Source organism: Ruegeria sp. AP12, from assembly GCF_056540025.1.
In genome coordinates this window covers 943932-968232 of sequence record NZ_JBQFVZ010000001.1, presented here as the reverse complement: position 1 = coordinate 968232, position 24301 = coordinate 943932, and the positions used below count along the sequence as shown (strand labels likewise).

The 24301-nt window shown below is 59.6% G+C and carries 20 protein-coding genes; 15 read left to right on the top strand and 5 right to left on the bottom strand.

All coding sequences use genetic code 11. The annotated features are described in order from the left end of the window. Positions 1-132: 132 nt before the first annotated feature. The 3 genes from purL to ACR0E6_RS04870 all read right to left on the bottom strand — a co-directional run bounded on the left by purL (position 133) and on the right by ACR0E6_RS04870 (position 5914). On the bottom strand, positions 133-2292 hold the full coding sequence (purL, locus tag ACR0E6_RS04880; protein WP_480581328.1) for a phosphoribosylformylglycinamidine synthase subunit PurL: 2160 nt from the start codon (positions 2290-2292) through the stop codon (positions 133-135). Between the two features lie 190 nt (positions 2293-2482). Further along, positions 2483-4735: a mechanosensitive ion channel family protein gene (locus ACR0E6_RS04875; RefSeq protein WP_480581325.1), complete on the bottom strand. Its 2253-nt coding sequence runs from the start codon at positions 4733-4735 to the stop codon at positions 2483-2485. A gap of 270 nt (positions 4736-5005) precedes the next feature. Further along, entirely contained in the window at positions 5006-5914 is a 909-nt protein-coding gene (locus ACR0E6_RS04870; protein WP_170450880.1) for a LysR family transcriptional regulator, read from the bottom strand. Positions 5915-6083: 169 nt separating this feature from the next. Between ACR0E6_RS04870 and ACR0E6_RS04865 the strand changes: the two genes are divergently transcribed. The 10 genes from ACR0E6_RS04865 to ACR0E6_RS04820 all read left to right on the top strand — a co-directional run bounded on the left by ACR0E6_RS04865 (position 6084) and on the right by ACR0E6_RS04820 (position 17529). Continuing rightward, positions 6084-9503 (top strand): indolepyruvate ferredoxin oxidoreductase family protein, encoded by a 3420-nt coding sequence (locus tag ACR0E6_RS04865; RefSeq protein WP_480581322.1) that lies wholly within the window; start codon positions 6084-6086, stop codon positions 9501-9503. Positions 9504-9582: 79 nt separating this feature from the next. After that, positions 9583-10461: a lysophospholipid acyltransferase family protein gene (locus ACR0E6_RS04860; protein WP_170518396.1), complete on the top strand. Its 879-nt coding sequence runs from the start codon at positions 9583-9585 to the stop codon at positions 10459-10461. A gap of 8 nt (positions 10462-10469) precedes the next feature. Beyond that, positions 10470-11279, top strand: a complete 810-nt coding sequence (locus ACR0E6_RS04855) for an aspartate/glutamate racemase family protein (protein WP_170518399.1) — start codon at positions 10470-10472, stop codon at positions 11277-11279. A gap of 94 nt (positions 11280-11373) precedes the next feature. Further along, the gene (argC, locus tag ACR0E6_RS04850; protein ID WP_480581318.1) at positions 11374-12402 is read left to right on the top strand and encodes an N-acetyl-gamma-glutamyl-phosphate reductase; all 1029 of its coding nucleotides are present in this window, start codon (positions 11374-11376) and stop codon (positions 12400-12402) included. Between the two features lie 7 nt (positions 12403-12409). Then, positions 12410-12856: a cytochrome c maturation protein CcmE gene (ccmE, locus tag ACR0E6_RS04845; protein ID WP_170450870.1), complete on the top strand. Its 447-nt coding sequence runs from the start codon at positions 12410-12412 to the stop codon at positions 12854-12856. 150 nt (positions 12857-13006) lie between these two features. Next, positions 13007-13618 carry a holin-associated N-acetylmuramidase gene (locus ACR0E6_RS04840; protein ID WP_480581315.1) on the top strand — a complete coding sequence of 204 codons (612 nt, stop codon included), beginning with the start codon at positions 13007-13009 and terminating at the stop codon, positions 13616-13618. Then, the gene (locus tag ACR0E6_RS04835) at positions 13609-14187 is read left to right on the top strand and encodes a holin family protein (RefSeq protein WP_480581312.1); all 579 of its coding nucleotides are present in this window, start codon (positions 13609-13611) and stop codon (positions 14185-14187) included. The genes ACR0E6_RS04840 and ACR0E6_RS04835 overlap by 10 nt, the downstream gene beginning before the upstream one ends. A gap of 75 nt (positions 14188-14262) precedes the next feature. Beyond that, the gene (locus ACR0E6_RS04830; RefSeq protein WP_170622285.1) at positions 14263-16227 is read left to right on the top strand and encodes a heme lyase CcmF/NrfE family subunit; all 1965 of its coding nucleotides are present in this window, start codon (positions 14263-14265) and stop codon (positions 16225-16227) included. Beyond that, complete coding sequence (locus tag ACR0E6_RS04825) at positions 16224-16679, top strand: cytochrome c-type biogenesis protein (protein ID WP_170734692.1); 456 nt, start codon at positions 16224-16226, stop codon at positions 16677-16679. Before ACR0E6_RS04830 ends, ACR0E6_RS04825 begins: the two co-directional genes overlap by 4 nt. A 73-nt stretch (positions 16680-16752) precedes the next feature. Beyond that, positions 16753-17529, top strand: coding sequence for an enoyl-CoA hydratase-related protein (locus tag ACR0E6_RS04820; protein WP_480581309.1), 777 nt, complete (start codon positions 16753-16755; stop codon positions 17527-17529). A 6-nt stretch (positions 17530-17535) separates the two neighbouring features. Here the strand turns inward: ACR0E6_RS04820 and bmt are convergent, their stop codons facing one another. Together bmt and ACR0E6_RS04810 are read right to left on the bottom strand one after the other, a co-directional pair. After that, a complete protein-coding gene (bmt, locus tag ACR0E6_RS04815) occupies positions 17536-18552 on the bottom strand; it encodes a betaine--homocysteine S-methyltransferase (RefSeq protein WP_480581306.1) in 1017 nt (338 codons plus the stop codon). Between the two features lie 125 nt (positions 18553-18677). Continuing rightward, the gene (locus ACR0E6_RS04810) at positions 18678-18998 is read right to left on the bottom strand and encodes a DUF1476 domain-containing protein (protein WP_170518424.1); all 321 of its coding nucleotides are present in this window, start codon (positions 18996-18998) and stop codon (positions 18678-18680) included. A 187-nt stretch (positions 18999-19185) separates the two neighbouring features. On the opposite strand from ACR0E6_RS04810, the gene purC reads away from it, so the two are divergent. The 5 genes from purC to ACR0E6_RS04785 all read left to right on the top strand — a co-directional run bounded on the left by purC (position 19186) and on the right by ACR0E6_RS04785 (position 24291). Next, the gene (gene purC / locus ACR0E6_RS04805; RefSeq protein WP_170450855.1) at positions 19186-19941 is read left to right on the top strand and encodes a phosphoribosylaminoimidazolesuccinocarboxamide synthase; all 756 of its coding nucleotides are present in this window, start codon (positions 19186-19188) and stop codon (positions 19939-19941) included. 264 nt (positions 19942-20205) lie between these two features. Continuing rightward, on the top strand, positions 20206-20436 hold the full coding sequence (purS, locus tag ACR0E6_RS04800) for a phosphoribosylformylglycinamidine synthase subunit PurS (protein WP_117872765.1): 231 nt from the start codon (positions 20206-20208) through the stop codon (positions 20434-20436). A 25-nt stretch (positions 20437-20461) separates the two neighbouring features. Continuing rightward, the gene (gene purQ / locus ACR0E6_RS04795; protein ID WP_480581303.1) at positions 20462-21130 is read left to right on the top strand and encodes a phosphoribosylformylglycinamidine synthase subunit PurQ; all 669 of its coding nucleotides are present in this window, start codon (positions 20462-20464) and stop codon (positions 21128-21130) included. A 36-nt stretch (positions 21131-21166) separates the two neighbouring features. Then, positions 21167-22945, top strand: a complete 1779-nt coding sequence (locus ACR0E6_RS04790) for an ATP-binding protein (protein WP_170518427.1) — start codon at positions 21167-21169, stop codon at positions 22943-22945. An 11-nt stretch (positions 22946-22956) separates the two neighbouring features. Then, a complete protein-coding gene (locus ACR0E6_RS04785; RefSeq protein WP_170450850.1) occupies positions 22957-24291 on the top strand; it encodes a sigma-54-dependent transcriptional regulator in 1335 nt (444 codons plus the stop codon). Positions 24292-24301 lie beyond the last annotated feature (10 nt).

Here is a 24301-nt window from a genome sequence, read left to right as displayed (position 1 = left end):
TGAAAGTCTTTCCCAAGATGTAGAGCGATGGGGCGGGGCGTGCAAGATGGCACGCGCGGACAAAACCGGCAAATCCTGCGCCCGGTTGTGCGCGCAGGATGTCCGTATTTGGGACGAGAAGAAGCCTGTAGGTCAGGCAACAGCCGCCGCAAAGCTGGTGCGGAACGTGTCTTGCAAATCCGCCAGCGATGCCTCGGACGCGCCGATCTTGACGCTGTCGCCGGTGAAACGACCGACCGAGACCAGCGGTACACCGGCCTGACCGGCGGCGATCATCAGCGCCTCGGCCTGATCGAAGTTGCAGGCGACCAGATAGCGGGCCTGATCCTCGCCGAACAGGAACTCGGTCGGGGCCTCGTCGAGTTGGACGCCCACGCCAGCGGCCTCGGCCAGTTCGAACGCGGCCAGCGCAAGGCCGCCATCGCCCAGATCGGTGCAGGCCTTGATCATCTCGCGGTTGGCGCGGATGAAATCCCCGTTGCGCTTTTCCGCGTCCAGATCCACATGCGGGGCGTCGCCGTCTTCACGGTTGAACACTTCGGCCAGCAGGGCGGATTGGCCGAGATGGCCATTGGTCTCGCCGATGATCAGGGCAACATGGCCCTCGCGAACCTCATTGCCGATGATTTCATCGGAATGGTTCAGCAGACCCACGGCACCGATGGTCGGGGTGGGCAGGATCGCCTGACCGTCGGTCTCGTTATAAAGCGAGACATTGCCCGACACGATGGGCATGTCCAGCGCGCCAACGGCGGCGCCGATGCCCTGAATGGCACCAACGAACTGGCCCATGATTTCGGGCTTTTCGGGGTTGCCGAAGTTCAGGTTGTCGGTGGTGGCCAGCGGTTTGGCCCCGACGGCGGTCAGGTTGCGATAGGCTTCGGCCACCGCCTGTTTGCCGCCTTCGACCGGGTTGGCGCGCACGTAGCGCGGCGTCACGTCGCTGGTGAAGGCCAGCACCTTGTCGGTGCCGTGCACGCGGACCATGCCTGCGCCCAGTCCCGGCGTGCGGGTGCTGTCGGCCATGACCATCGTGTCGTATTGCTCATAAACCCATTGCTTGCCCGCGTAGTTGGGCGAGGCGAGCAGGGCGCGCAGACCGTCGATGGGATCGATCTGGGGCACGTCTTCCAAAGGTGCGGCCTCGGGGGTCGGCACCCATGGGCGGTCGTATTCCGGCGCGGTCGAGGAGAGTTTCGACAGGACCAGATCTGCTTTGACTTCACCATTATGCATGATCAGAAAGCGGTCTTCGGCGATGGTTTCGCCAACGATGGCAAAATCCAGATCCCATTTCTCGAACACGGCGCGGGCCTCGGCCTCAAGCTCGGGCTTCAGCACCATCAGCATCCGTTCCTGAGATTCCGACAGCATCATCTCGTAGGCCGTCATGTTCTCTTCGCGCTGGGGGACGTTTTCCAGATCCAGACGCACGCCCAGACCGCCCTTGTCGCCCATTTCCACGGCAGAACAGGTCAGACCCGCCGCGCCCATATCCTGGATCGAGATCACGGCACCGGTCTGCATCAGCTCCAGCGTCGCCTCCATCAGGCGTTTTTCGGTGAAAGGGTCGCCGACCTGAACGGTGGGGCGCTTTTCTTCGATGGTGTCGTCGAATTCGGCCGAGGCCATGGTCGCGCCGCCGACGCCGTCACGACCTGTTTTTGCACCCAGATAGACGACCGGCATCCCGACGCCCGATGCGGCCGAGTAGAAAATCTTGTCGCTGTCGGCCAGACCGGCGGCAAATGCGTTCACAAGGCAGTTGCCGTTATAGGCGGGGTGGAACCGCACCTCGCCGCCGACGCAAGGAACGCCGAAGCAGTTGCCATAGCCGCCGATGCCTTCGACCACGCCGTTCACCAACTGGCGGGTCTTGTGGTGGCCGGGCTCACCAAACGACAGCGCGTTCATCGAGGCGATGGGACGCGCGCCCATGGTAAAGACGTCGCGCAGGATGCCACCCACGCCGGTGGCCGCACCCTGATAGGGTTCGATATACGAGGGGTGGTTGTGGCTTTCCATCTTGAACACAACCGCCTGACCGTCGCCAATATCGACCACACCCGCGTTTTCGCCCGGACCACAGATTACCTGAGGGCCAGAGGTCGGCAGGGTGCGCAGCCATTTCTTGGACGACTTGTAGGAACAATGCTCGTTCCACATGGCCGAGAAGATGCCCAATTCGGTAAAGGTCGGTTCACGCCCGATGATCTCGAGGATCATGTCGTATTCCTCGGGCTTGAGCCCGTGTGCGGCAATCAGATCGGGTGTGATAGCGGGCTCTTGCATCGTCTGTCCTGTGTCCAAGTGGGCCGAGATTGCGCGCCTTTTAGGGCAAGGGGCGGCCTGTGGAAAGGGCCAAGTCAGCGCAGGGCGGTTATGGCAAAGAAAAACGGAACCGACGGTAGGGGCGGTTCCGTGTTCTTTCCTTGCGATTTAGCGGCCAGCCATCAACAGAATGAGGGCTGGTTGCGTATCGTTACGCGGGGTTTTGCGCCTTGTTGGCGGCATCCGCCGCCGCTGCACCTACGGCTGCCTTTTGCTCATCCGTCAGGTTCTCGGCCTCATCCAGACCCGGGATCGCAACACGCACCTCGCGGCGGGCAAAGTCGATACCGTTTTCCTTGAACGACGCCTTGACCCGGTTGAAGATTTCCTTGCGCAGCGTGAACTGCTTGCCCGGCTTGGCCATGAACTTGCCGCGGATGATCATGCCGACATCGTCAAAGTCGAATACACCCTGCGACTTGAAGGGCTGCAGGAAGCCATCCTTGTGGGTCTCGTCCTCCATCATCTCGGCACCGATCTTCTTGAAGATCTTCTTAACCTTGTTGGGGTCGGTGTCGAAAGGCACGGTGAATTTCAGCTTCATGATGACCCAGTCGCGGCTGTAATTGGTCAGCTTTTGAATCTCACCATAAGGAATGGTGTGGACCGGCCCGCGATGGTGGCGCAGCTGCATCGACCGGATCGAGATTTTCTCGACCGTGCCGGTAGTGCCGCCCACATCGACATATTCGCCCACGCGGAAGGCATCGTCGATCAGGAAGAAGATCCCGCCCACAATGTCCGAGACCAGTTTTTGCGCGCCGAAACCGATGGCCAGACCAAGGATACCGGCACCCGCCAGCAGCGGCGTGATATCGAGACCCAAGGCCCCCAGCGCCAGCAGAAGGAAGATCACCGCAATCGCGACCTGAGCCGTGACCCGCAGCAGCGGCAGAACCGTCGCCAGACGCGACCCGCCCGAACCACCGCCTTCGCCAGCCTCTTCATCGGGGCTTTGATCGGCGGTCATCTCTTTCGCCAAACGGCGGTTGATCCACAGCGAGACGACCTCGTTCAGGATGTAGCCGACCGCGATGATGATGAAGAACTGGATCAGTCGGCTGCCTTCTTCCTGCGCGCCGCCTGCGATTTCCTGCAGGTTCAGGTTCCAGGCTTTGGCGATCATCAGGATCACAAGGATACCGGCCAGAACGCGACCAATGCGGATATAGCTGCGTTTGGTCGATCTGTAGGCCTGCTCGGCCACCGGGCCTTCGCCCAGCATTGGCGGTTGCAGGTGACGCACCAGACCCCGGATCAACGTATCCAGCGCAGGCGCGATCAGCAGCCAGAACATCGTGGCGAAATGCGCGCCCTGAACCAGAAGCGCAAGCGACGACGGATCGCGCTGAGCCACCAGAAATTCGACCAATAGCCAGATCGCAGCCGAGACACCGATCGCGAAGTAGGGATAGTAATGCGCCACTTCCTCGTCGAATTTTGTATGGTCCGGGTCGGTGCCCAGCATCATCTGCGACAGGCCCTCACGCGCTTTCCACGCGATGACGCCGATATAGATGTGAATCCCCGCGTTCAGCCAGAAGCCAATACGGGTCTCGCCGCTGGTGATCCCATTCAGCCGGTTGAAGTGCAACAGGAACAGCGTGAAGCCGATCAAGATCAGCAGGCCAATCAGGTTACGATGCAGGTATTTCGCCCAGTGATCGTCAATATTGACCAAACGGTAATGCGGTTTTTTGGGTGCGAGAATGAAACGCGAGGCGGCTGCACCCAGTCGCGGAACCCAGATCAGATAGAATACGAAAGGCGCGGCATAGGTGATTTGTTCTGCAGACAAAAGGCCGCGACCGACCGCGCGGATCACCACATAGAACACCACAAGCCCGGCGATTTCGCGGCAGAAACGACCAAACAGGTAGCGGACAGCGCCCCACAGGTCGCCTTCTTCTTCAACCTCAGCCTGAACATGCCAACGACGCGTCAGCAGCTCAAACAGCTTTTCCGCGATGAAGCCCACGACCAGAACACTCAGGACCAACCCCATAAGTGTAAGCGCCCCGCTGGCGCCAAAAGTTCCCGTGAAATTCGAAACCGCCTCGACCTGGGCATGGAAGATGTTCGGGACGGTCATGATGACCTGCGTCCACGACGTCACCATTTCGGTCCAGATTTCGTTGAGTTCCGTGATCGGATCGTCAACCTCCTCCGCCTCAGCCGCGTTTTTTGCGGCAACGGCATCCAGACGCTCCAATAGGATCGACCTGACCTGATCGTCCGACATGCGGGCCACCAGACCATCTACCTGTTCCGGGGTCAGGTCCTCGGGGATGGTCACTGTGGCAGGTGCGTCCGATGACGACGTTGTGGCGATTTGCGCATGCAATGGCGCGGTCATCAGCACAAATGACAAAAGCGCCGCCAAAAGGCGTAGGGGGTGGAACATTGATTTGTCCTCGATCGCGAAAAATTTAGTTGTTTTTCGGGATCATAGGCACAAGCCGCCAGATTTCCCAGCAGTTTCACCGCCCTGACAACCCGTGAAACCAAAAAAAAGGCCGAGCACTAAGCTCGGCCATAGTCCAACAGGGAGGTATGAAGATGATGAGCGTTTCAGCATCACCGCCTTCGAGTGCTCATTTAGGGATCAGTTTGTTAACGTTCAAGGAGTTTCAGGCTGTGCATTTGACAACCCTGATATGCCCTGCGCGCATATCTATAGTTTACCCAATTTCTTCAACTGCTTGCGTTGTTCAATGATTTCGGCCTGAACAAAATCGCGGAACGCTGCAACGCGTTTGGAGTGCCGCAATTCCTCGGGGTAGGCCAGATAAACCGGAACATCGGCAGTTTCGATATCGGAAAGGACCGGGACCAGATGCGGGAAATCCTGCGTGACATAATCGGGCAGAACGCCAATGCCCAGATTGTGTAGCACGGCCTGCAGTACGCCGAAGTAGTTGTTCACCGTCAGCAGCGATCCCGGATTATAGGTCATCAAATGGCGCACCATTGACGCGCTTGCCCCGACCTGAGGCGCTGCAGGCGTTTGGCAAATCAGGCGATGATCCTTGATCTCGTCCAGCGACTTCAGGTTGCCGCCATGCGTTTCGATGTACTCCTGCGTGGCATACAGCGTCATCTGTACAGTCATCAGCCGCTTGCGCACCAGATCGGCCTGGCTGGGTTCCTTCATGCGGATGGCAACGTCGGCCTCACGCATGGGCAGGTCCAGAACGCGTTCTTCCAGCATCAGGTCGATGTTCAGATCGGGGTATTGCTCGTAGAGCTTTGGCAGGCGCGGGGCCAGCCACAGGGTTCCAAAGCCGAAGGTCGTGGTCACACGCAGGACGCCGAACACCTCATCCTCGCTGTCGCGGATGCGGGCAGCGGCAGCGTCTAGGCGTTTGGACATGGCCGAGGTCGCATCGAACAGCAACTCACCCTGTTCGGTCAGGATCAGGCCACGGGCGTGACGGTGAAACAGGGTCGCATCGAGTGATTCTTCCAACGCGCGGATCTGACGGCTCACGGCGGATTGAGACAAATTGAGCTTGTCCCCCGCATGGGTCAGGCTGCCTGCATCTGCAACCGCGTGAAATATCCTAAGCTTATCCCAATCCATCGCCGCAACTTTCGTTATCCTCGGGAAGGCCTATATGAAATAGGTAACAAGTTCCACAAACAAACGGTGAAATCGTTAGGTTTCAGTGGATAAACTCTATGCAGGTCAGCCTTTGTGACCTAATATGCGAGAATATGAAGCACACTGATCTGACGAGGGGAGACGTCTGATGAGTCAGCCACAAATATCGCTGAACGACCGGTTCGATCTTGAGAAATCGCCTGTTCTTTTGAACGGAACGCAGGCGCTGGTGCGGCTGATGCTGATGCAGCGCGCGCGCGACCAGAAGGCCGGGCTGAATACGGCGGGACTGGTGACCGGATATCGCGGTTCGCCACTTGGAGCCGTTGATCAGCAGATGATGCGGGCGCAGCGATATCTTGCCGAAAGTGACGTGACCTTTCAGTACGGTCTGAACGAAGATCTGGCCGCGACGGCGTTATGGGGTAGCCAGCAGGCAGGGCTGCGTGGCGATGGGCGCTATGACGGTGTGTTCGGCCTTTGGTACGGCAAAGGGCCGGGTGTCGACCGGTCGGGTGATGTGATGCGTCACGCCAATATGGCGGGCACGGCACAGCATGGCGGCGTGCTGATGGCGATGGGGGATGACCACACAGGCGAAAGCTCGACCGTGTTGCACCAATCCGAGTGGTCTTTGGTCGATATGTATATGCCGGTGGTCAGCCCGGCGGGCGTGCAGGAGATATTGGACTACGGCATCTACGGCTTTGCACTCAGCCGCTTTGCCGGTGTCTGGGTTGGCTTGAAAACGATGAAGGACACGATCGAGGTGACCTCGGTCGTGGATGGCAGGCCGGACCGGGTGGGTCTGGTAATGCCCGAGTTCGACATGCCCGAGGGCGGGCTGAACATCCGACTGGGCGACACGCCACATCTGCAAGAGGCGCGGATCATCGACTATAAACGTTTCGCGGCCGAGACGTTTTCTCATGCCAACAAGCTGGATAAACGTGTCTGGGGCAAGCCGGGCGCGAAGATCGGGTTTGTAGCCGCAGGCAAGAACTGGCTGGATCTGGCGCACGCACTGTCGCTGCTGAACATTGATGAGGCCGAGGCCGAGCGCCTTGGCATTACCACCTACAAGATCGGGCAGACGTTTCCGCTGGATATGGCCGGGTTCCATGACTGGGCCGAGGGGCTGGACCTGATAGTTATCGTTGAAGAAAAGCGCAAGCTGATCGAGGTGCAGGTCAAGGAAGCCATCTTTGACGACCGCCGGGGTCGCCGCGTTTACGGTTGGTACAAAGGCGGGGCCGGGACCTTGCACCGCGAGGAGTTGTTCCCCACGCGCGGCGCGCTGGACCCGATCATGATTTCCGAGAAACTGGGTGAGATCCTGATCGAAGAGGGCCGCGATACCGATGGTGTTCGCGCCGGTCTGGGTAAACTGTCCGAGGCGCGTCGGGCCGACAACGCCCAGGAAATCGCAACGCGTCTGCCGTATTTCTGTTCAGGCTGTCCGCATAACAGCTCGACCAAAGTGCCCGAGGGCAGCCGGGCTTATGCCGGGATCGGGTGCCATTACATGGTGCAGTGGATGGATCGGGAAACGACCGGGTTCACTCAGATGGGCGGCGAGGGCGCGAACTGGATTGGGGAGGCTCCGTTTTCGACCACCAATCACGTGTTCCAGAACCTTGGCGACGGAACCTATAACCACTCGGGCGTGCAGGCGATCCGGGCCGCTTTGTCGGCGGGCACGAACATCACCTTCAAGATTCTGTTCAACGACGCGGTTGCCATGACCGGTGGACAGGGAAACGAAGGCGATCTGACCGCCGAACGGATCGTGGCCGAGGTCAAGGCCATGGGCGTTCAACACGTAGCGCTGGTTTATGACGAGAAAGAAGACGTGAACCTTGGCGCCTTGCCCTCCGGCGTCGAAACCTACGAACGGGCCGAACTGATGCAAGTGCAGGATCGGTTCCGCGAGATCGAGGGTGTCTCGGTCATCGTCTATGTCCAAACCTGCGCTGCTGAAAAACGCCGCCGCCGCAAGCGGGGGGAATTCCCGGACCCGGACAAGCGCGTCTTTATCAACACGGATGTCTGCGAAGGTTGCGGCGATTGCGGGGTGCAATCGAACTGCGTCTCGATCGTGCCCAAGGAAACCGAACTGGGCCGCAAGCGGGCGATTGATCAATCAAGCTGTAACAAGGATTTTTCCTGCCTGAACGGGTTCTGCCCGTCCTTTGTCACTCTGGAAGGAGCTAAAATTCGGAAAGAGGCGACGAAACAGCTTGATCTGCCCGATCTGCCCTTGCCTGAGCTGCCGCAGATCAAGGGCACCCATAACGTGGTCATCACCGGGGTTGGTGGCACGGGCGTCGTGACCCTTGGTGCTATTCTGGCGCAGGCCGCGCAGATAGATGGCAAGGGCGCAGGCATGATGGAGATGGCGGGTCTGGCGCAAAAAGGCGGTGCGGTTCATATCCACTGCCGTCTGGCCAACAAGCCGGAAGACATCAGCGCCATTCGCGTGGCCACCGGTGAGGCGCACGCGCTGATTGGTGGCGATTTGGTGGTTTCAGCCGGGGCCAAGACGCTGGGCCTGACAAGGGCCGGACAGACAGGTGCCGTGGTCAACAGCCACGAAACCGTGACCGGCGATTTCACCCGCGACACCGAATTCCGCATCCCGGCCGATCAGTTGGAACTGGCCTTGCAGGCGCGGCTGAAAGACGATGTCACGCTATTCGACGCCACAGAGTTGGCAAAGGTGGTGATGGGCGATTCGATCTACTCCAACATGATGGTCTTTGGTGCGGCCTGGCAGCGCGGCGTCCTGCCGGTTACCTACGAGGCCGTAATGGGTGCCATCGAACTCAACGGCACAGCGGTTGAGCGCAATAAACGCGCCTTTGATGTAGGCCGCTGGGCTGTTCTGCACCCGGACGAGGTGCAGGCGATGTTGTCGCCCTCGGTCACCGAGTTGCCGAAATCTCTGGACCAGATGATTGAGTTCCGGGCGCAGCACCTGACCAACTACCAATCCAAGCGGCTGGCCAAACGTTATCGCAAGCTGGTGGATGGGATCGAGGATGCCAAGATCCGCGAAGCGGCAGCCAAGGGATACCACAAACTGTTGTCCTACAAGGACGAATACGAGGTTGCCCGTTTGCTGCTCAGCAGCCGCGACAAAGCGGCGGCGGAGTTTGATGGCGACTTCAAGATGACCTTCCATCTTGCTCCGCCGATCTTTGGCGGAGCAGGCAGTAACGGCAGACCGCGCAAACGCGCCTTTGGTGAGTGGATGCTGGGGCCGCTTAAGCTGATGGCAAAGATGAAGGTGCTGCGGGGAACGCCTCTGGACATTTTCGGATACTCGGCCGAGCGCAAAATGGAACGCGCGTTGATCCGGCAATATGAAAAGGACATGAAGCAGGTCCTGCCTTTGGTGTCTCAGGACACGCAAGAAGCCATTGCCGCCCTGGCGCGTCTGCCGCTGGAAATCCGCGGTTTCGGCCCGGTTTTGCTGGAAAACGAGGCCAAAGCCGCGAAACGGCGCGAGGAGTTGCTGGCCACCATCCACAGCGGCGGGCCTGAACTGCGCGCTGCGGCGGAATGAGGCGTCACAAACCTGTCACGATAGCTAGGCAAAATTGCGCCTCAAACATATAATACAGGCGAACAACCGGAGTCCGTAAATGCCCTCGCGCCGTCATGTCGTTCGTGACATTTCCTACGCCCATTCCGCCGAAACCAAAGGCGGTCGGATGGTTATCAAGCTTATGGAGAATACAACGGGCCGAATGCGCCTGATCAAGCGTGCGGATGGGTATGAAAAAGACGTGGCCAAAGGGCGCGACTTCTGGGCCGTCATGGTCGAACGATATGGGCTGACGCTGGACGTTGTGGGCGGGTCGTTGTCGAATATCCCCAAGGACGGACCTTTGATCCTGATTGCCAACCACCCCTATGGCATTCTGGATGGTCTGATGATGGGGCATATGCTTTCCGAGACGCGCGGCGATTTCCGCATTCTGGCCCATAGGGTGTTCCGCAAGGCCGAGGAATTGAACCGCATCATCCTGCCGATTTCGTTTGATGAGACGAAAGAGGCGATGAAGCTGAACCTAGAAACCCGCAAAACCGCGCTGAACTATCTGGGGGATGGCGGGGCGATTGGGATTTTCCCGGGCGGTACGGTCAGCACGGCGGTCAACCCGTTTGCCTATCCGATGGATCCGGGTTGGCGTGGGTTCACGGCCCGAATGGTGGCAAAATCGAATGCGACCGTGGTGCCGGTGTTTTTCGACGGGCACACCTCGCGCCTGTTCCAGATCGCCAGCCATTTGCACAACACGTTGCGCATGGGATTGCTGATCAAAGAGTTCAAGAAACGCGTCGATACCCCGGTCAAAGTGGTGATTGGCGAGCCCATCGGGCGCGATGTTCTGGACCCGTTGGGCAAGGATACGCGCAAGATGATGGATTTCCTGCGCAAAGCCACGTATGAGCTGTCTCCGACACCGCTGAAGTCGTATGACTACGGCTATGAATTCGAGGAACGGCATCGCGCCTGAAGGGGCAAATGGCAGTAGGCATCTTTGATTCCGGTTTGGGCGGTCTGACCGTCCTGAACGCCGCGCAGAAACACCTGCCGGACGTTGATTTCCTGTATTTTGCGGACAGTGCACACGCGCCTTACGGTGTGCGCGACGCCGAGGATATCTATCAGCTGACCCGCAAGGCGGTGCACGAACTGTGGGATCGCGGCTGCAATCTGGTGATTCTGGCCTGCAATACCGCCAGCGCCGCTGCGCTGCGGCGGATGCAGGAAGCGGGTGTGCCCGAGGGTAAGCGGGTTCTGGGCGTTTTCGTTCCTCTGATCGAAGCACTGACCGAACGGCAGTGGGGCGATAACTCACCCCCGCGCGAGGTTGCGGTGAAGCACGTTGCCCTGTTTGCCACACCTGCCACCGTATCCAGCCGGGCCTTTCAGCGGGAACTGGCGTTCCGCGCGATTGGCGTCGATGTCGAGGCGCAGGCCTGCGGTGGTGTGGTCGATGCCATTGAAGATGGCGACATGATTCTGGCCGAGGCATTGGTCCGCAGCCATGTGGATGCGTTGAAACGGAAAATGCCCGACCCTCAGGCCGCGATTCTGGGCTGCACCCATTACCCGTTGATGGCCGAGACCTTTCAGGCCGCGTTGGGCCCGGATGTTCAGGTCTTCAGCCAGGGCGATCTGGTTGCCGCAAGTCTGGCGGACTACCTGCAACGCCACCCCAATATGCTGGGCGACGGCACGAGCGGATTCCTGACGACCGGCAAGCCGGGTTTTGTCAGCGATCGGGCGACACAATTCCTCCGACGACAAATCTCGTTCGAGGCGGCCTGATTTAGGTCAAGGACGCGCCCCTTCCAATTTTCTAAATCCAAGACCGTCACATCGGCGGTCATGAAATGTGACACATGGAAAGAAGAGGTCTGACATGACCCACAAAATAGCAATTCTGGGCGCATCCGGTTATACCGGCGCCGAACTGGTGCGGCTGATCGCCGAGCACCCGAACATGGACATCGTCGCGCTGGCGGCCGAGCGTAAGGCAGGCATGAGCATGGCGCAGGTCTTCCCGCATCTGCGCCATATGGACCTGCCGGATCTGTGCAAGATTTCGGAAATTGACTTCTCTCGGATCGATCTGTGTTTCTGCGCTTTGCCACACAAAACCAGTCAGGATGTGATCCGGGATCTGCCGAAGACCCTGAAAATCATCGACCTGTCCGCAGATTTCCGGCTGCGGGACGCGGATGAGTACGAAAAATGGTACGGCAATCCGCACAGCGCGCTGGAGCAGCAGGAAGAGGCTGTCTATGGCCTGACCGAGTTCTACCGGGACGAGATCCGCACCGCTCGGCTTGTGGCGGGCACGGGGTGCAACGCGGCGACGGGTCAATATGTACTGCGGCCGTTGATCTCGGCCGGTGTGATCGATCTGGACGATATCGTGCTGGATTTGAAATGCGCAGTCTCGGGTGCGGGGCGGTCTTTGAAAGAGAATCTGCTGCACGCCGAGTTGAGCGAGGGATATAACGCCTATGCCATCGGCGGTACGCACCGGCATCTGGGTGAGTTTGATCAGGAATTCTCGAAACTCGCCGGGCGCACGGTCCATGTGCAATTCACCCCCCATCTGATCCCGGCGAACCGCGGAATTCTGGCGACGACCTATGTAAAGGGCGATCCGCAGAGCATCTATGAAACGCTGGCCAAGGCCTATGAAGGCGAGCCGTTCATTCAGATGCTGCCAATGGGCGAAGCCCCGTCGACCCATCATGTGCGGGGCTCGAACTTCTGCCATATCGGTGTGGTGGCTGACCGGATCGAACGGCGCGCGATTGTGGTCGCTGCGCTGGATAACCTGACAAAAGGTAGCAGTGGGCAAGCCTTGCAGAACGCCAACCTGATGTTAGGTGAGGATGAAACCCGGGGGCTGATGATGGCCCCTCTATTCCCGTGAGGACGGTATGAAAACGCTCAAGAAACGTCGTCGAGTTCAGATCATTCTGGTGGCCGTTGTCGCCCTTGTGGCGTCGACGGCGTTGATTGGGTACGCAATGCGCGACGGCATCAACTTTTTCCGCTCGCCCAGTCAGGTGATCGCGGAACCGCCCGCACCGACCGAGGTGTTTCGTATCGGTGGCCTGGTCGAGGAAGGCTCGATCATTCGCGGGCAGGGCGAGACTGTGCGTTTTGTCGTGACCGATGGCGGCGAAAGCGTGCAGGTGGCGTTTACCGGTGTTCTGCCGGATCTGTTTTCTGAGAATCAGGGCATGGTGGGGACCGGAAGTTACGTGAATGGTGTCTTTGAAGCCACTGAAATACTTGCGAAACACGATGAGACTTATATGCCGAAGGAAGTAATGGATGCTTTGAAAGAACAAGGCGTCTACAAGGGGCCTGAGGAAAGCTGAACGCAGCTGCGCTGCGTGCCTCCGGCGGAGGTATTTTTGAACAGAAGAAGCAGGGGCGTTGCGCGTATCAGGCGGCAGCGCCCTGTTTCGTTTGGGGATGTAAACTGTCTTGCGTGACCGTTTTGCCCGGCAGATTGGTCAGGGGAAGATATGCAGACGGTTCGACAGATAGCGGCAGAGATCGTAGCGCGGGAAGGCGGATTTGTGGACGACCCGGACGATCCGGGCGGGGCCACGAAGTTTGGCGTTACCATTCACACCATGCGCAGGCTTGGGTTGGATTTGAACGGCGATGGGCAGGTCGACACCGCTGATGTCCGGGTGCTGAGCCGTGGGCAGGCGGTCGATATTTTCGTGCGGCACTATTTTGAGAAGCCACGCATTGCCGCTTTGCCCGATATTCTGCACGCGACGGTGTTTGACATGTATGTCAACGCGGGTGCGCAGGCGGTTCGAATCCTTCAGCGGTTGTTGCGTGAGATGGGCTTTGATGTGGCGGTTGATGGGGTCATTGGTCCGCAGACGGAACGCGCCTGTGAGGAGGCGTTGCGCCCTGACGCTGTTGCCCTTCGGGATGCATATGGCGTGGCGCGTCGGAACTACTATTTCCGGTTGGCGGATCGACGCCCCGCATCGCGAAAATACGCCCGCAGCCGTGCCGGTGGGAAAGGCGGATGGATCAGGCGGGCCGAGGAGTTTATTTCGCCCAAATACCACATGGGCGACGTTGAGTTTCAAAGGAGAGTTGCGGCATGGGGTTGATTACGGGCGTGTTGGGTTTTCTATTCGGCGGCGGGCGCAACATCGTGCGTGAAACTGCGGAAATATTCAGAGAAAACTCCGAAGAAGGGGCCAGGCGGGCGCTGGCCGTGCAAGGGCAGGCGATGGCGCAATTCCGGGCCGAGTTTCAGGTGCCGCGCAAAGGTGCGTTTGATCGGTTTATGGACGGGCTGAACCGCGTACCGCGCCCGGCGCTGGCGTTGGGAACGCTGGGCCTGTTTGCGGCGGCGATGATCGACCCATTGTGGTTTGCCGCGCGGATGCAGGGGATCGCACTGGTGCCTGAACCTTTGTGGTGGTTGCTGGGTGTCATCGTCTCGTTCTATTTCGGTGCGCGGCATCAGGCCAAGGCGCAGGATCTGCAGCGTGAGATATCTCAGACCATGTTGCGGGCCCCGCAGGTCATGGACAATCTGCGCGCGCTGAGGGAGTTGCGCAGTGACAGCCCGGGCGTTGCCGATACCGGCCCGGATGCCGGGTTGCAGCTTGAGGTGATGCGCTCCGATCCCAATCCTGCATTGGTCGATTGGAAACGGTTGCGCAGCGCCTGAACCGCGACACTATGTGCGCCTGAAATGGGCGAAAGTGATTGGCGATCAGGAAGCCCGCGGAGTATATCCATGGGCATGATTACAGAGCTTGGTCACTTCGCCCTAATTCTAGCCTTTCTGATCGCCATCGTGCAAAGCGTGGTGCCCCTTGTCGGCGCTGCCAAGCGGTGGACCGGGTGGATGATATTTGCGGAACCTGCCGCGATTTCACAGTTCCTGCTGACCGCATTTTCATTTGGGGCCTTGGTCTGGGCGTTCACAAGCTCGGATTTCTCGCTGCGGATCGTGGTTGAAAACAGTCACTCTGCGAAACCGATGATCTACAAGATCAGCGGGACATGGGGGAACCACGAAGGGTCGATGCTGCTATGGGTGCTGATCGTGACTCTGTTTGGTGCCATGGCAGCGGTGTTTGGGGGTGGCTTGCCGCCGACGTTGAAGGCACGGGTGCTGGCTGTGCAATCGGCCGTGGCGGTGGCGTTTTTTGCCTTTATCCTGTTCACTTCGAACCCGTTCGACCGGCTTGCCGTTGCGCCCTTTGATGGGCGCGACCTGAACCCGCTGCTGCAGGACCCCGGTTTGGCGTTTCACCCGCCGTTTCTGTACCTCGGCTATGTGGGCCTTAGCATGGCCTTCAGCTTTGCCGTCGCCGCGCTGATCGAGGGGCGGGTTGATGCGGCCTGGGGGCGGTGGGTACGTCCGTGGACTCTGGCGGCCTGGGTCTTTTTGACCATCGGTATCGCGCTGGGATCGTGGTGGGCGTATTACGAGCTTGGCTGGGGTGGGTTCTGGTTCTGGGACCCGGTCGAGAATGCCTCGTTCATGCCGTGGTTGCTGGCGGCGGCGCTGTTGCATTCGGCCATTGTGGTTGAAAAGCGCGAAGCGTTAAAAAGCTGGACCATCTTGCTGGCGATCATCGCCTTTGGGTTCTCGCTGATCGGGACGTTCATTGTCCGCTCGGGCCTACTGACCTCGGTGCACGCCTTTGCAACGGATCCCGAGCGCGGCGTGTTCATCCTGATGATCCTTGTTTTCTTCATCGGCGGCGCACTGACCCTGTTTGCGGCGCGCGCGCAGGCGATGGAGGCTAAGGGCGTCTTTGGTGTTGTCAGCCGTGAAAGCGCGCTGGTGGTGAATAACGTTCTTCTGGCCGTCAGCTGCTTTGTCGTATTCGCCGGGACCATGTGGCCGATGGTGGCCGAGATGATGTTTGACCGGAAACTCTCGGTCGGGCCGCCGTTTTTCAATGTCGCCTTCACGCCGTTCATGGTGCTGCTGGGTCTCGTTCTGCCCATTGGTGCGATGCTTCCTTGGAAACGGGGCAAGCTGGGCAAGACGGCATGGTCTCTGCGCTATGCCTTTCTGCTGGCCGTGGCCTTGGGGCTGTTGGTTTGGGCAATGCAGACCGGGCGCAGCGCGCTGGGTCCGGTGGGGCTGTTCCTTGGGGCCTGGATCACGCTCGGCGCGATTATTGATCTGTGGAGCCGTACGGGCCGAAAAGGAAATCTGAAACGGCTGTTTCGCCTGCCGGGGGCCGATTGGGGCAAGGCCGTGGCCCATACCGGGCTGGGCGTCACCATCTTCGCCATCGCCGGTCTGACCGCGTGGGAGGTTGAGGATATTCGGGTCGCCCAACCCGGTCAGCCGTTCGAGGTGGGGCAGTTTACCCTGACGCTGGAAGACGTGCGACGCGTGCAGGGACCGAACTATTTTTCGACCACGGCCGATGTTCTGGTTGAATCCGGCGATCGGGTGATTGGCACTTTGCACCCAGAGAAACGAGACTATCCGGTGGCGCGCATGCCCACCACCGAGGCGGCGATTGACTACCGGGTTCTGCGTGATCTTTATGTGGTGATTGGCGATCAACAGGCCGATGGGGGCTGGGTGATGCGGACCTATGTCAAACCTTTTGCCAACTGGATCTGGGCGGGCTGTATCCTGATGGCGCTGGGTGGTGTTCTCAGCCTGTGTGACCGGCGTTTCCGTGTCGCTGCTGGCGCGCGCAAGACGCCCTCGGCCGGAGTACCTGCGGAATGAAGCGCCTGATCTTGATCCTGATGTTGCTGGCGACGCCCGGATTTGCCGTGCAGCCTGACGAGGTGTTGGACGATCCGGTTCTGGAACAGCGCGCGCGTGACCTTAGCACGGGGTTGCGCTGTCTGGTGTGCCGAAATGAAAGCATCGATGAAAGCAACGCGGACCTCGCCCGCGATCTGCGCCTGTTGCTGCGGGAACGGCTGGTCGCGGGGGATACAGACGAGCAGGCGATTTCCTTTATCGTCGATCGCTATGGCGAATATGTATTGCTGAAACCGAAAGTTACGGGTTCCAACCTGATGTTGTGGCTGGCCGGTCCGCTGATGCTGCTGGTTGCGGCTGGCATGGGGTGGAGCTTTGTTCGAAGCCGTTCCAAAGTTCAGGCCGCGGGCGAGACAGATACGCTCAGCGACGAAGAAAAGGAACGGCTGCGTCAGATTCTGGAAGATTGACGCGCGGTTCCACTTCCCCTTGTCCTGCGAATACGTCAGGGTTCGCTGAAACTGTCGCCAGGGGAGGCTTTGCATGGATTATGAAACGATCCTGTTGGACATCACGGACGGGCTTGCCGTTCTGACATTCAACCGTCCGGACAAGATGAACGCTCTGACCACGCAGATGCGCGCGGAAATCACCCATGCCATGAAACATGCCGCTCGCCACGCGCGCTGCGTCGTGCTGACCGGGGCGGGTGGGGCGTTTTGCTCGGGGCAGGATCTGGGCGATGCGTCATCGACCGGAAAGATCGATCTGGAACGGTCCCTGCGTGATGAGTATCAGCCGATGCTTGAAACCATCCATGACTGCCCAGTTCCGACCATCGCCGCCGTGAATGGCCCGGCTGCCGGGGCGGGGGCGAATCTAGCGCTGTGTGCCGATGTGGTGATCGCAACCGAAAGTGCGTATTTCCTGCAGGCTTTTGCCCTGATCGGATTGTTGCCGGATGCGGGCGGAACCTGGTTCATGCCGCGTCAGATGGGTCTGGCCAAGGCGATGGGGGCGTCGCTGTTTGCCGAGAAAATCAGTGCCCGTCAGGCGGATGACTGGGGTCTGATCTGGGAAGCCGTCGCGGATGAGGAATTTGCCGCGCATTGGCGCAAGCGGGCCACCTATCTGGCCAACGGCCCGACCGCAGGCTTTGCAGCAATGAAACAGGCCCTGCGCGGAACATACGAAAACACGCTGACGCAGCAGTTGACGACCGAGGCGCATCTGCAGGGCGAATGCGGACGTTCGCGCGACTTTGCCGAAGGTGTTGTGGCCTTTCTGGAAAAGCGCCCCGCAAAGTTCGAGGGGCGCTGATCGCAATCAGGCGCGGCGGCGACGGCGCGTGCGCCGTTCCGGCGCTGCCGCATCCTCGCCCGTGCCGTCCGAGGCCGACGTGAACGGCCCCAACGCGTCGGTGATCTGGTCCAGCGTTGGACGTTCCGTGCGCGGCGTGGTGTCCAAAGCGCGGCGCATCTTTTCCAGATGCGCGGGCATGGTACCACAGCAGCCACCGATGATGGTGGCCCCGGCATCGCGGGCCATCACGGCGTATTGCGCCATCAGATCAGGCGTGCCGTCATAGTGGATGTGGCCATCCACATATTTCGGAATACCCGCATTGCCTTTGGAAATCAGCGGGCGTTCGGTACCCTGAGCCGCAAAGCCCAGAACCGTGCGCAGAATGTCCGACGCGCCTGTGCCGCAATTCGCGCCAAAGGCCACTGGCGGGTTGGGCAGGGTCTCGACCAGCAGGGCCAGATCGGACGAGGTCACGCCCATCATGGTGCGCCCGGCGGTGTCAAAGCTCATGGTGCCACACCAGGGCATGTCGGCCAGTGCAAACGCCTCGGCGGCGGCGCGGAATTCTTCGGGCGCGCTGATGGTTTCCAACCACAAAACGTCAGCGCCACCTTCTTTCAGCGCCTCGGCCTGTTCATGAAACATCTCGACCGCTTCGGCATGGGACAGGCTGCCGACAGGCTCCATGATCTCACCGGTCGGGCCGACGGACCCGGCCACGATCACGGTGCGCCCGGCCTTGTCCGCCACTTCACGGCCCAGTTCGGCCCCGATACGGTTCAACTCACCTACGCGATTCTGCGCGTCGTGCAGTTTCAGCCGTGCGGCTGTGCCACCAAAGGTGTTGGTCAGAAACAGATCGCTGCCCGCATCGACCGAACCCTGATACAGCGCCCTGATCTTGTCCGGCGCGTCAATGTTCCAAAGCTCGGGCGCATCGCCGGATTGCAGGCCCATATTGAACAGATTGGTGCCGGTCGCGCCGTCTGCCAGAATGGCATCGACGGTGTTCAGAAGTTCAGTCAGCGCGTTTGTCATTGGGGTATTCCGAAGCAAGGCGTAATGCGCCTGTAAGAAAAAAGAGACGCCCCGTGTCTCATGACAGGGGCGTCAAATCAAATTCATATTACTCATGAAGATCATGAGCAATTCTGTGAGAAGGGTCAGATATCGGCCTCGGCCATGACCTGTTCTTTGGCCTCAACCAGCAGTTCTGCCATTTTGGACCGGATCTTGGCTTCATCCGCCAGATCGCCCAGATAGCCTTTGACCGCGTTGATCACGTCATCTTCGCTGACATTCTGCAGGTCCGTATGAACCAGTTCCTGCCCGTATTTGCGCGCCTGTTCAACGGTCTCGCCCTTCAGGGTCGAGGCCCAGACAGCCATAAACCGGTTGCGGCGCATCCGGGCGATGAACTGCATCTTTTCGTCATGTGCAAATTTCGATTCAAACGCAGCTTCACGCTCGTCAAAAGTGGTCATGGGACAGGGGCCTCTTGGGTTAGGATGTCTGCATTGATGATATGACCATACGGGACCATCGGTGCAAGGTATTTGCGCTGTGTCAAAGTCTCGCTGGTCTGTAAACTTGCGGGAAGAGGGGGCTTGGACTATGAGGACGCCAACGTGAGGGGACTCGATCCCTCTGATCAGTCTGGAAAGGTCGCTTATGGCGCGTCGCAAGAAAATCTACGAAGGCAAAGCCAAGATTCTGTATGAAGGCCCCGAGCCGGGCACGATTGTGCAGTATTTCAAGGATGACGCCACCGCGTTCAATGCGGAAAAGAAGGACGTGATCGATGGCAAGGGCGTGTTGAACAACCGCCTGTCCGAGTTCTTCATGAACGGTCTGAACCAGATCGGCGTACCCACGCATTTCATCCGCCGCCTGAATATGCGCGAGCAACTGGTGCGCAATTGCGAGATCGTGCCCCTGGAAGTGATCGTGCGGAACTATGCCGCAGGGACGATGTCCAAACGTCTGGGCATTGCCGAAGGCACGCAGTTGCCGCGCCCGATTGTCGAGTATTGCTACAAGGATGACTCGCTGGGCGATCCGCTGGTCACTGAGGAACATATCGCCGCCTTCGGGTGGGCCAGCCAGCAGGACATGGACGATATTCTAAGCCTTGCGCTGCGCGTCAATGATTTCATGAGCGGTCTGATGCTGGCCGTTGGCATTCGCCTGATCGACTTCAAGATCGAAATCGGGCGCGTTTTCGATGGCGATTACCAGCGCTTGATCGTGGCCGATGAAATCAGCCCCGACAGCTGCCGGTTGTGGGATATTGAAACCGGTCAAAAGCTGGACAAGGACGTATTCCGCCGTGATTTGGGCAATCTGACCGATGCCTATTCGGAAGTCGCGCGCCGTCTGGGTGTGCTGCCGAAAAGCAACGTGACCAAGCCAACGTTGATCAACTGATCCCTTTGGCTGATGAAACAAAGCGCCGCCGCGAAACCGGTGGCGCTTTTTTGTTGGGATTGAAAGCCCGTCCAGTGTGACCGCCCTTTGCGGATTCAGGGCCGCCGAATTGACTGGCTTGGTCGCACAAGCCTGTCGGTGGCGGCCAGAAAACGACCTGCGTCAAACTGCGGTGCAAACAGGGTTGTCCCAAGGCCGCAACCACGCTATCCCCCGCGCAACGAAATGGGCCCTGACGCGCGGCCCGCAGGTGGAGTTGCGAAAATGAAAGCACGGGTGCATGTGATGCTCAAGAACGGGGTGCTGGACCCGCAGGGCGAGGCTGTGCGGCACGCATTGGGCGCCATGGGCTTTGATCAGGTCGAAGGTGTGCGCCAGGGCAAGGTGATCGACCTTGAGCTGGCAGACGGCGCGACCGAGGCTGACGTGACCGAGATGTGCGAGAAGCTGTTGGCCAACACGGTCATCGAACGCTACGAGATCGAACTGGTCTGATATTACCCGCAAAGGAGGGTCTGCCATGCGTGCTGCCGTCATCGTATTCCCCGGCTCAAACTGCGACCGGGACCTTGCCGTGGCTTTCGAGCAAGCCGGTTTTCAGGTCGATATGGTCTGGCACAAGGACGCGGCATTGCCGGACGGGATTGACATCGTCGGCGTTCCGGGCGGCTTTTCCTATGGCGACTACCTGCGGTGCGGCGCGATTGCGGCCCAGTCGCCGATCTGCAAGGCGGTGGTCGAGCATACCGAGCGTGGCGGCTATGCCGTGGGTATCTGCAACGGCTTTCAGATCCTGACCGAGACCGGTATCCTGCCGGGCGCGTTGTTGCGCAATGCGGGGCTGAAATACATCTGCAGAACCGTCGGCCTGAAGGTCGAAACCAGCAACAGCGCCTTTACCGAAGGCTACAATGCTGGCGATGTGATCGGCATTCCGATTGCGCATCACGATGGCAACTATTTCGCGGATGACGCCACATTGTCCATGTTGCGTGATCAGGACCGGATTGCGTTCACCTATACCGAGAACCCGAACGGCTCGGTCGGGGATATTGCTGGTATCCTGTCGGAAAACCGTCGTGTTCTCGGGATGATGCCGCACCCTGAACGGGCCGCGGATGAAGGTCACGGTGGCACTGATGGTACGGCATTGTTCCGCGCATTGTCGGGCGTGCTCGCTCCGGCGTGACTTGAGGTTGGGCCCTAGCGCGCGTACCTTCTGGGGATGAGTACCGAGGTTCGCACAGGCTGGTCCAAACTGGCACGACCCTTTCGCGGGGCACCTCTGGGGTGGCGGCTGCGTCTGGCCATCATCCTGCTGCTTTTGGTCACGGTAGCGACGGTCTGGATCACCAACCGTCTGCTGACCGACCGCTTCACCGAAGACACCCGCAACAGCGCCGAACTGCGGCTGGCGCTCGATTCCGGCAACTTGCTGAGCGAGTTGCGCCGCAACGCCATTGTACCGCAATTGCTGTCGCGCGACCCGACGCTGATCTCGGCGTTGCAATCCAGTGATTATACGCTGTCCACCCAACGCCTGATTTCATTCGTCGAGGAAATCGGTGCCGCGTCGCTGATGCTGCTGGATGGAGACGGGCGCACGGTTGCCGCCACCGACCGAAACCGACTGGGTGAGGCGCATCGCAATGCGCCTTATTTCGTGGATGCAATCCGGGCCAATTCGACCTTGTTTTCGGTCATACCAAGGGAGTCCGGCGGCTACAGCTTTGTCTATTCGCGCCGAATTCAGGGTGCGGCCGAAATCCTCGGCGTGATCGTGGTCGAGGTCGATTTGCAGAAATTCGAACGGGCCTGGGCTGGTATTTCGCACGCCGTTCTGGTGACCGACAGCACCGGCAACATCATCCTGTCCACCGAGCCGCAATGGCGGGGTCTGGATGAGACGTCGGCGATGCTGCGGCAACCACCTCAGGGCGCAATTCAACGTGCGATCCGGGCCACGACCGATTGGACGGCGCTGCCGCCCGACGCGTACCTGCAGGGTGAGGCGGTGATGCGAATGGAAAAACGCATCCCGTTCCGCGGCTGGCAGATGACCTCGTTCACCTCATACGAGTCGGTGCGCGAGCGGGTGAACAGCGTGCTGGCGCTGGAAATCATGGGATTTGCGATTCTTCTGGCGCTGACCTTCTATGCGCTCAGCCGTCGGGCCACCTTGCGGATGGCCCTGTTCCAGCGCGAGTCGGCAGAGCTTCGCGCATTGAACACGAGGCTACAGCGGGAAATCGCTGAGCGGGAAAGGGTTGAAAAGACGCTGGATTTGGCCGAGCAGACCCTTGCCCAAAGCTCGAAACTGGCGGCGTTGGGCGAGATGTCTGCGGCGGTGAGCCACGAGCTCAATCAACCGCTGGCGGCCATGAAAACCTATCTGGCTGGCGCGCGTCTGCTGCTGCGCCGCAACCGCCCCGAAGAGGCGCTGGCCAGCTTTGGCCGCATCGATGGTCTGATCGAGCGCATGGGCGCAATCACACGGCAACTGAAGTCTTACGCCCGCAAGGGGGCAGATGCGTTTTCACCTGTGAATCTTGGTGAAGCGCTGGCCTCGTCCCTGTCGATGATGGAACCGCAACTGCGCCAGCGGCATGTGAAGATCACTCAGATCCTGCCCGAAGAACCTGTGGTGGTGATGGGTGACCGGATGCGGATCGAGCAGGTGATGGTCAACCTCTTGCGCAACGCGCTGGACGCCACCAAATCGGTGGCAGAGCCGGATGTGGAAATCATCCTGGCAGCGGGTGACATGGCGGTGCTGACCGTGCGCGACAACGGCTACGGGATCGAGGATATCGAGAACCTGTTCGAACCGTTCTACACCACCAAGCAACCCGGCGATGGCGTCGGACTGGGGCTTGCCATCTCGTCCGGGATCGTGAACGACCATGGTGGACGGCTAACCGCGCGCAACGGACAACACGGCGGCGCGGTGTTTGAGATGCAATTGCCGATACTGGGAAGCGACGGCCTTGAGGCCGCAGAATAAAAGGGAAGACTATGGCACAGGCCATGAAAATCGCCATTGTGGATGACGAACAGGACATGCGCCAGTCGATCAGCCAATGGCTGGCATTGTCCGGATATGACACCGAAACCTTTGCCAGCGCCGAGGATGCGCTGAAGGTGCTGGGGCCGGACTATCCGGGCATCGTTATCTCGGACATCAAGATGCCCGGGATGGATGGTATTCAGCTTTTGAAAAAGCTGATGGGGGCGGACAGCACTCTGCCGGTGATCATGATTACCGGTCACGGCGATGTACCCATGGCGGTTGAGGCGATGCGGGTTGGCGCGTTCGATTTCCTTGAAAAACCGTTCAATCCGGATCGCATGTCGGAACTGGCCAAACGTGCCAGCAATGCACGGCGTCTGACGCTGGACAACCGGGCGCTGCGGCGTGAGTTGTCGGGCGGCACCCAGATCATGAACAAGCTGATCGGGGCCAGCCCGGTCATGGAACGCCTGCGCGAGGATATTCTGGATCTGGGTCAGGCGGACGGCCATGTGCTGATCGACGGCGAAACCGGAACAGGTAAGACGCTGGTGGCCCATGCCCTGCACGCGGTTGGCAGCCGGGCGGGTAAAAAGTTCGTTCTGGTGTCCTGCGCGGCACTGGAAGAAGAGGCTTTGTCCAAGCGCCTGTTTGGCCCCATGATGCCCGAAGACGCTCAACTGCCTGCGATTGAGGAAGCCCGTGGTGGGACGCTGGTACTGGAGGATGTGGAGGCCCTAAGTGACACGCTGCAAGCGCGGTTGCTGAGCGTGATGAACGAACAGGGCACCCCGGCGGAAACACGCATCGTTGCGATTTCGAACCTGCAAGAGGCCGGAAAGACCAGCGAAGACGTGCTGCGCCCGGACCTGTTCTATCGGCTTGCCGCGTTGCGGATCACCATGCCGCCGCTGCGTCAGCGAGGTGAAGACATTCTGACCCTTTTCACCCGCCTCAGCGAGCAATTTGCCGAGGAATATGGCTGTGATGCGCCGCAGGTCAGCGCTCAGGAAGCGGCGCAGCTGTTGCAGGCCCCGTGGCCGGGGAATGTGCGTCAGTTGATCAACATCGCCGAACGGGCCGTGCTGCAATCGCGGCGTGGGTCGGGGACGATTGCATCCTTGCTGATGTCGGATCACGAGGAAATGCAGCCGGTGATGACCACCGAAGGCAAGCCGCTGAAAGAATATGTCGAGGCATTCGAGCGGATGCTGATCGACAACACGATGCGGCGACATAAAGGTTCTATTGCCTCGGTCATGGATGAGCTCTGCCTGCCTCGTCGGACGTTGAATGAGAAGATGGCGAAATACGGGCTTCAACGGTCGGACTATTTGTGAGGCCGGGGAG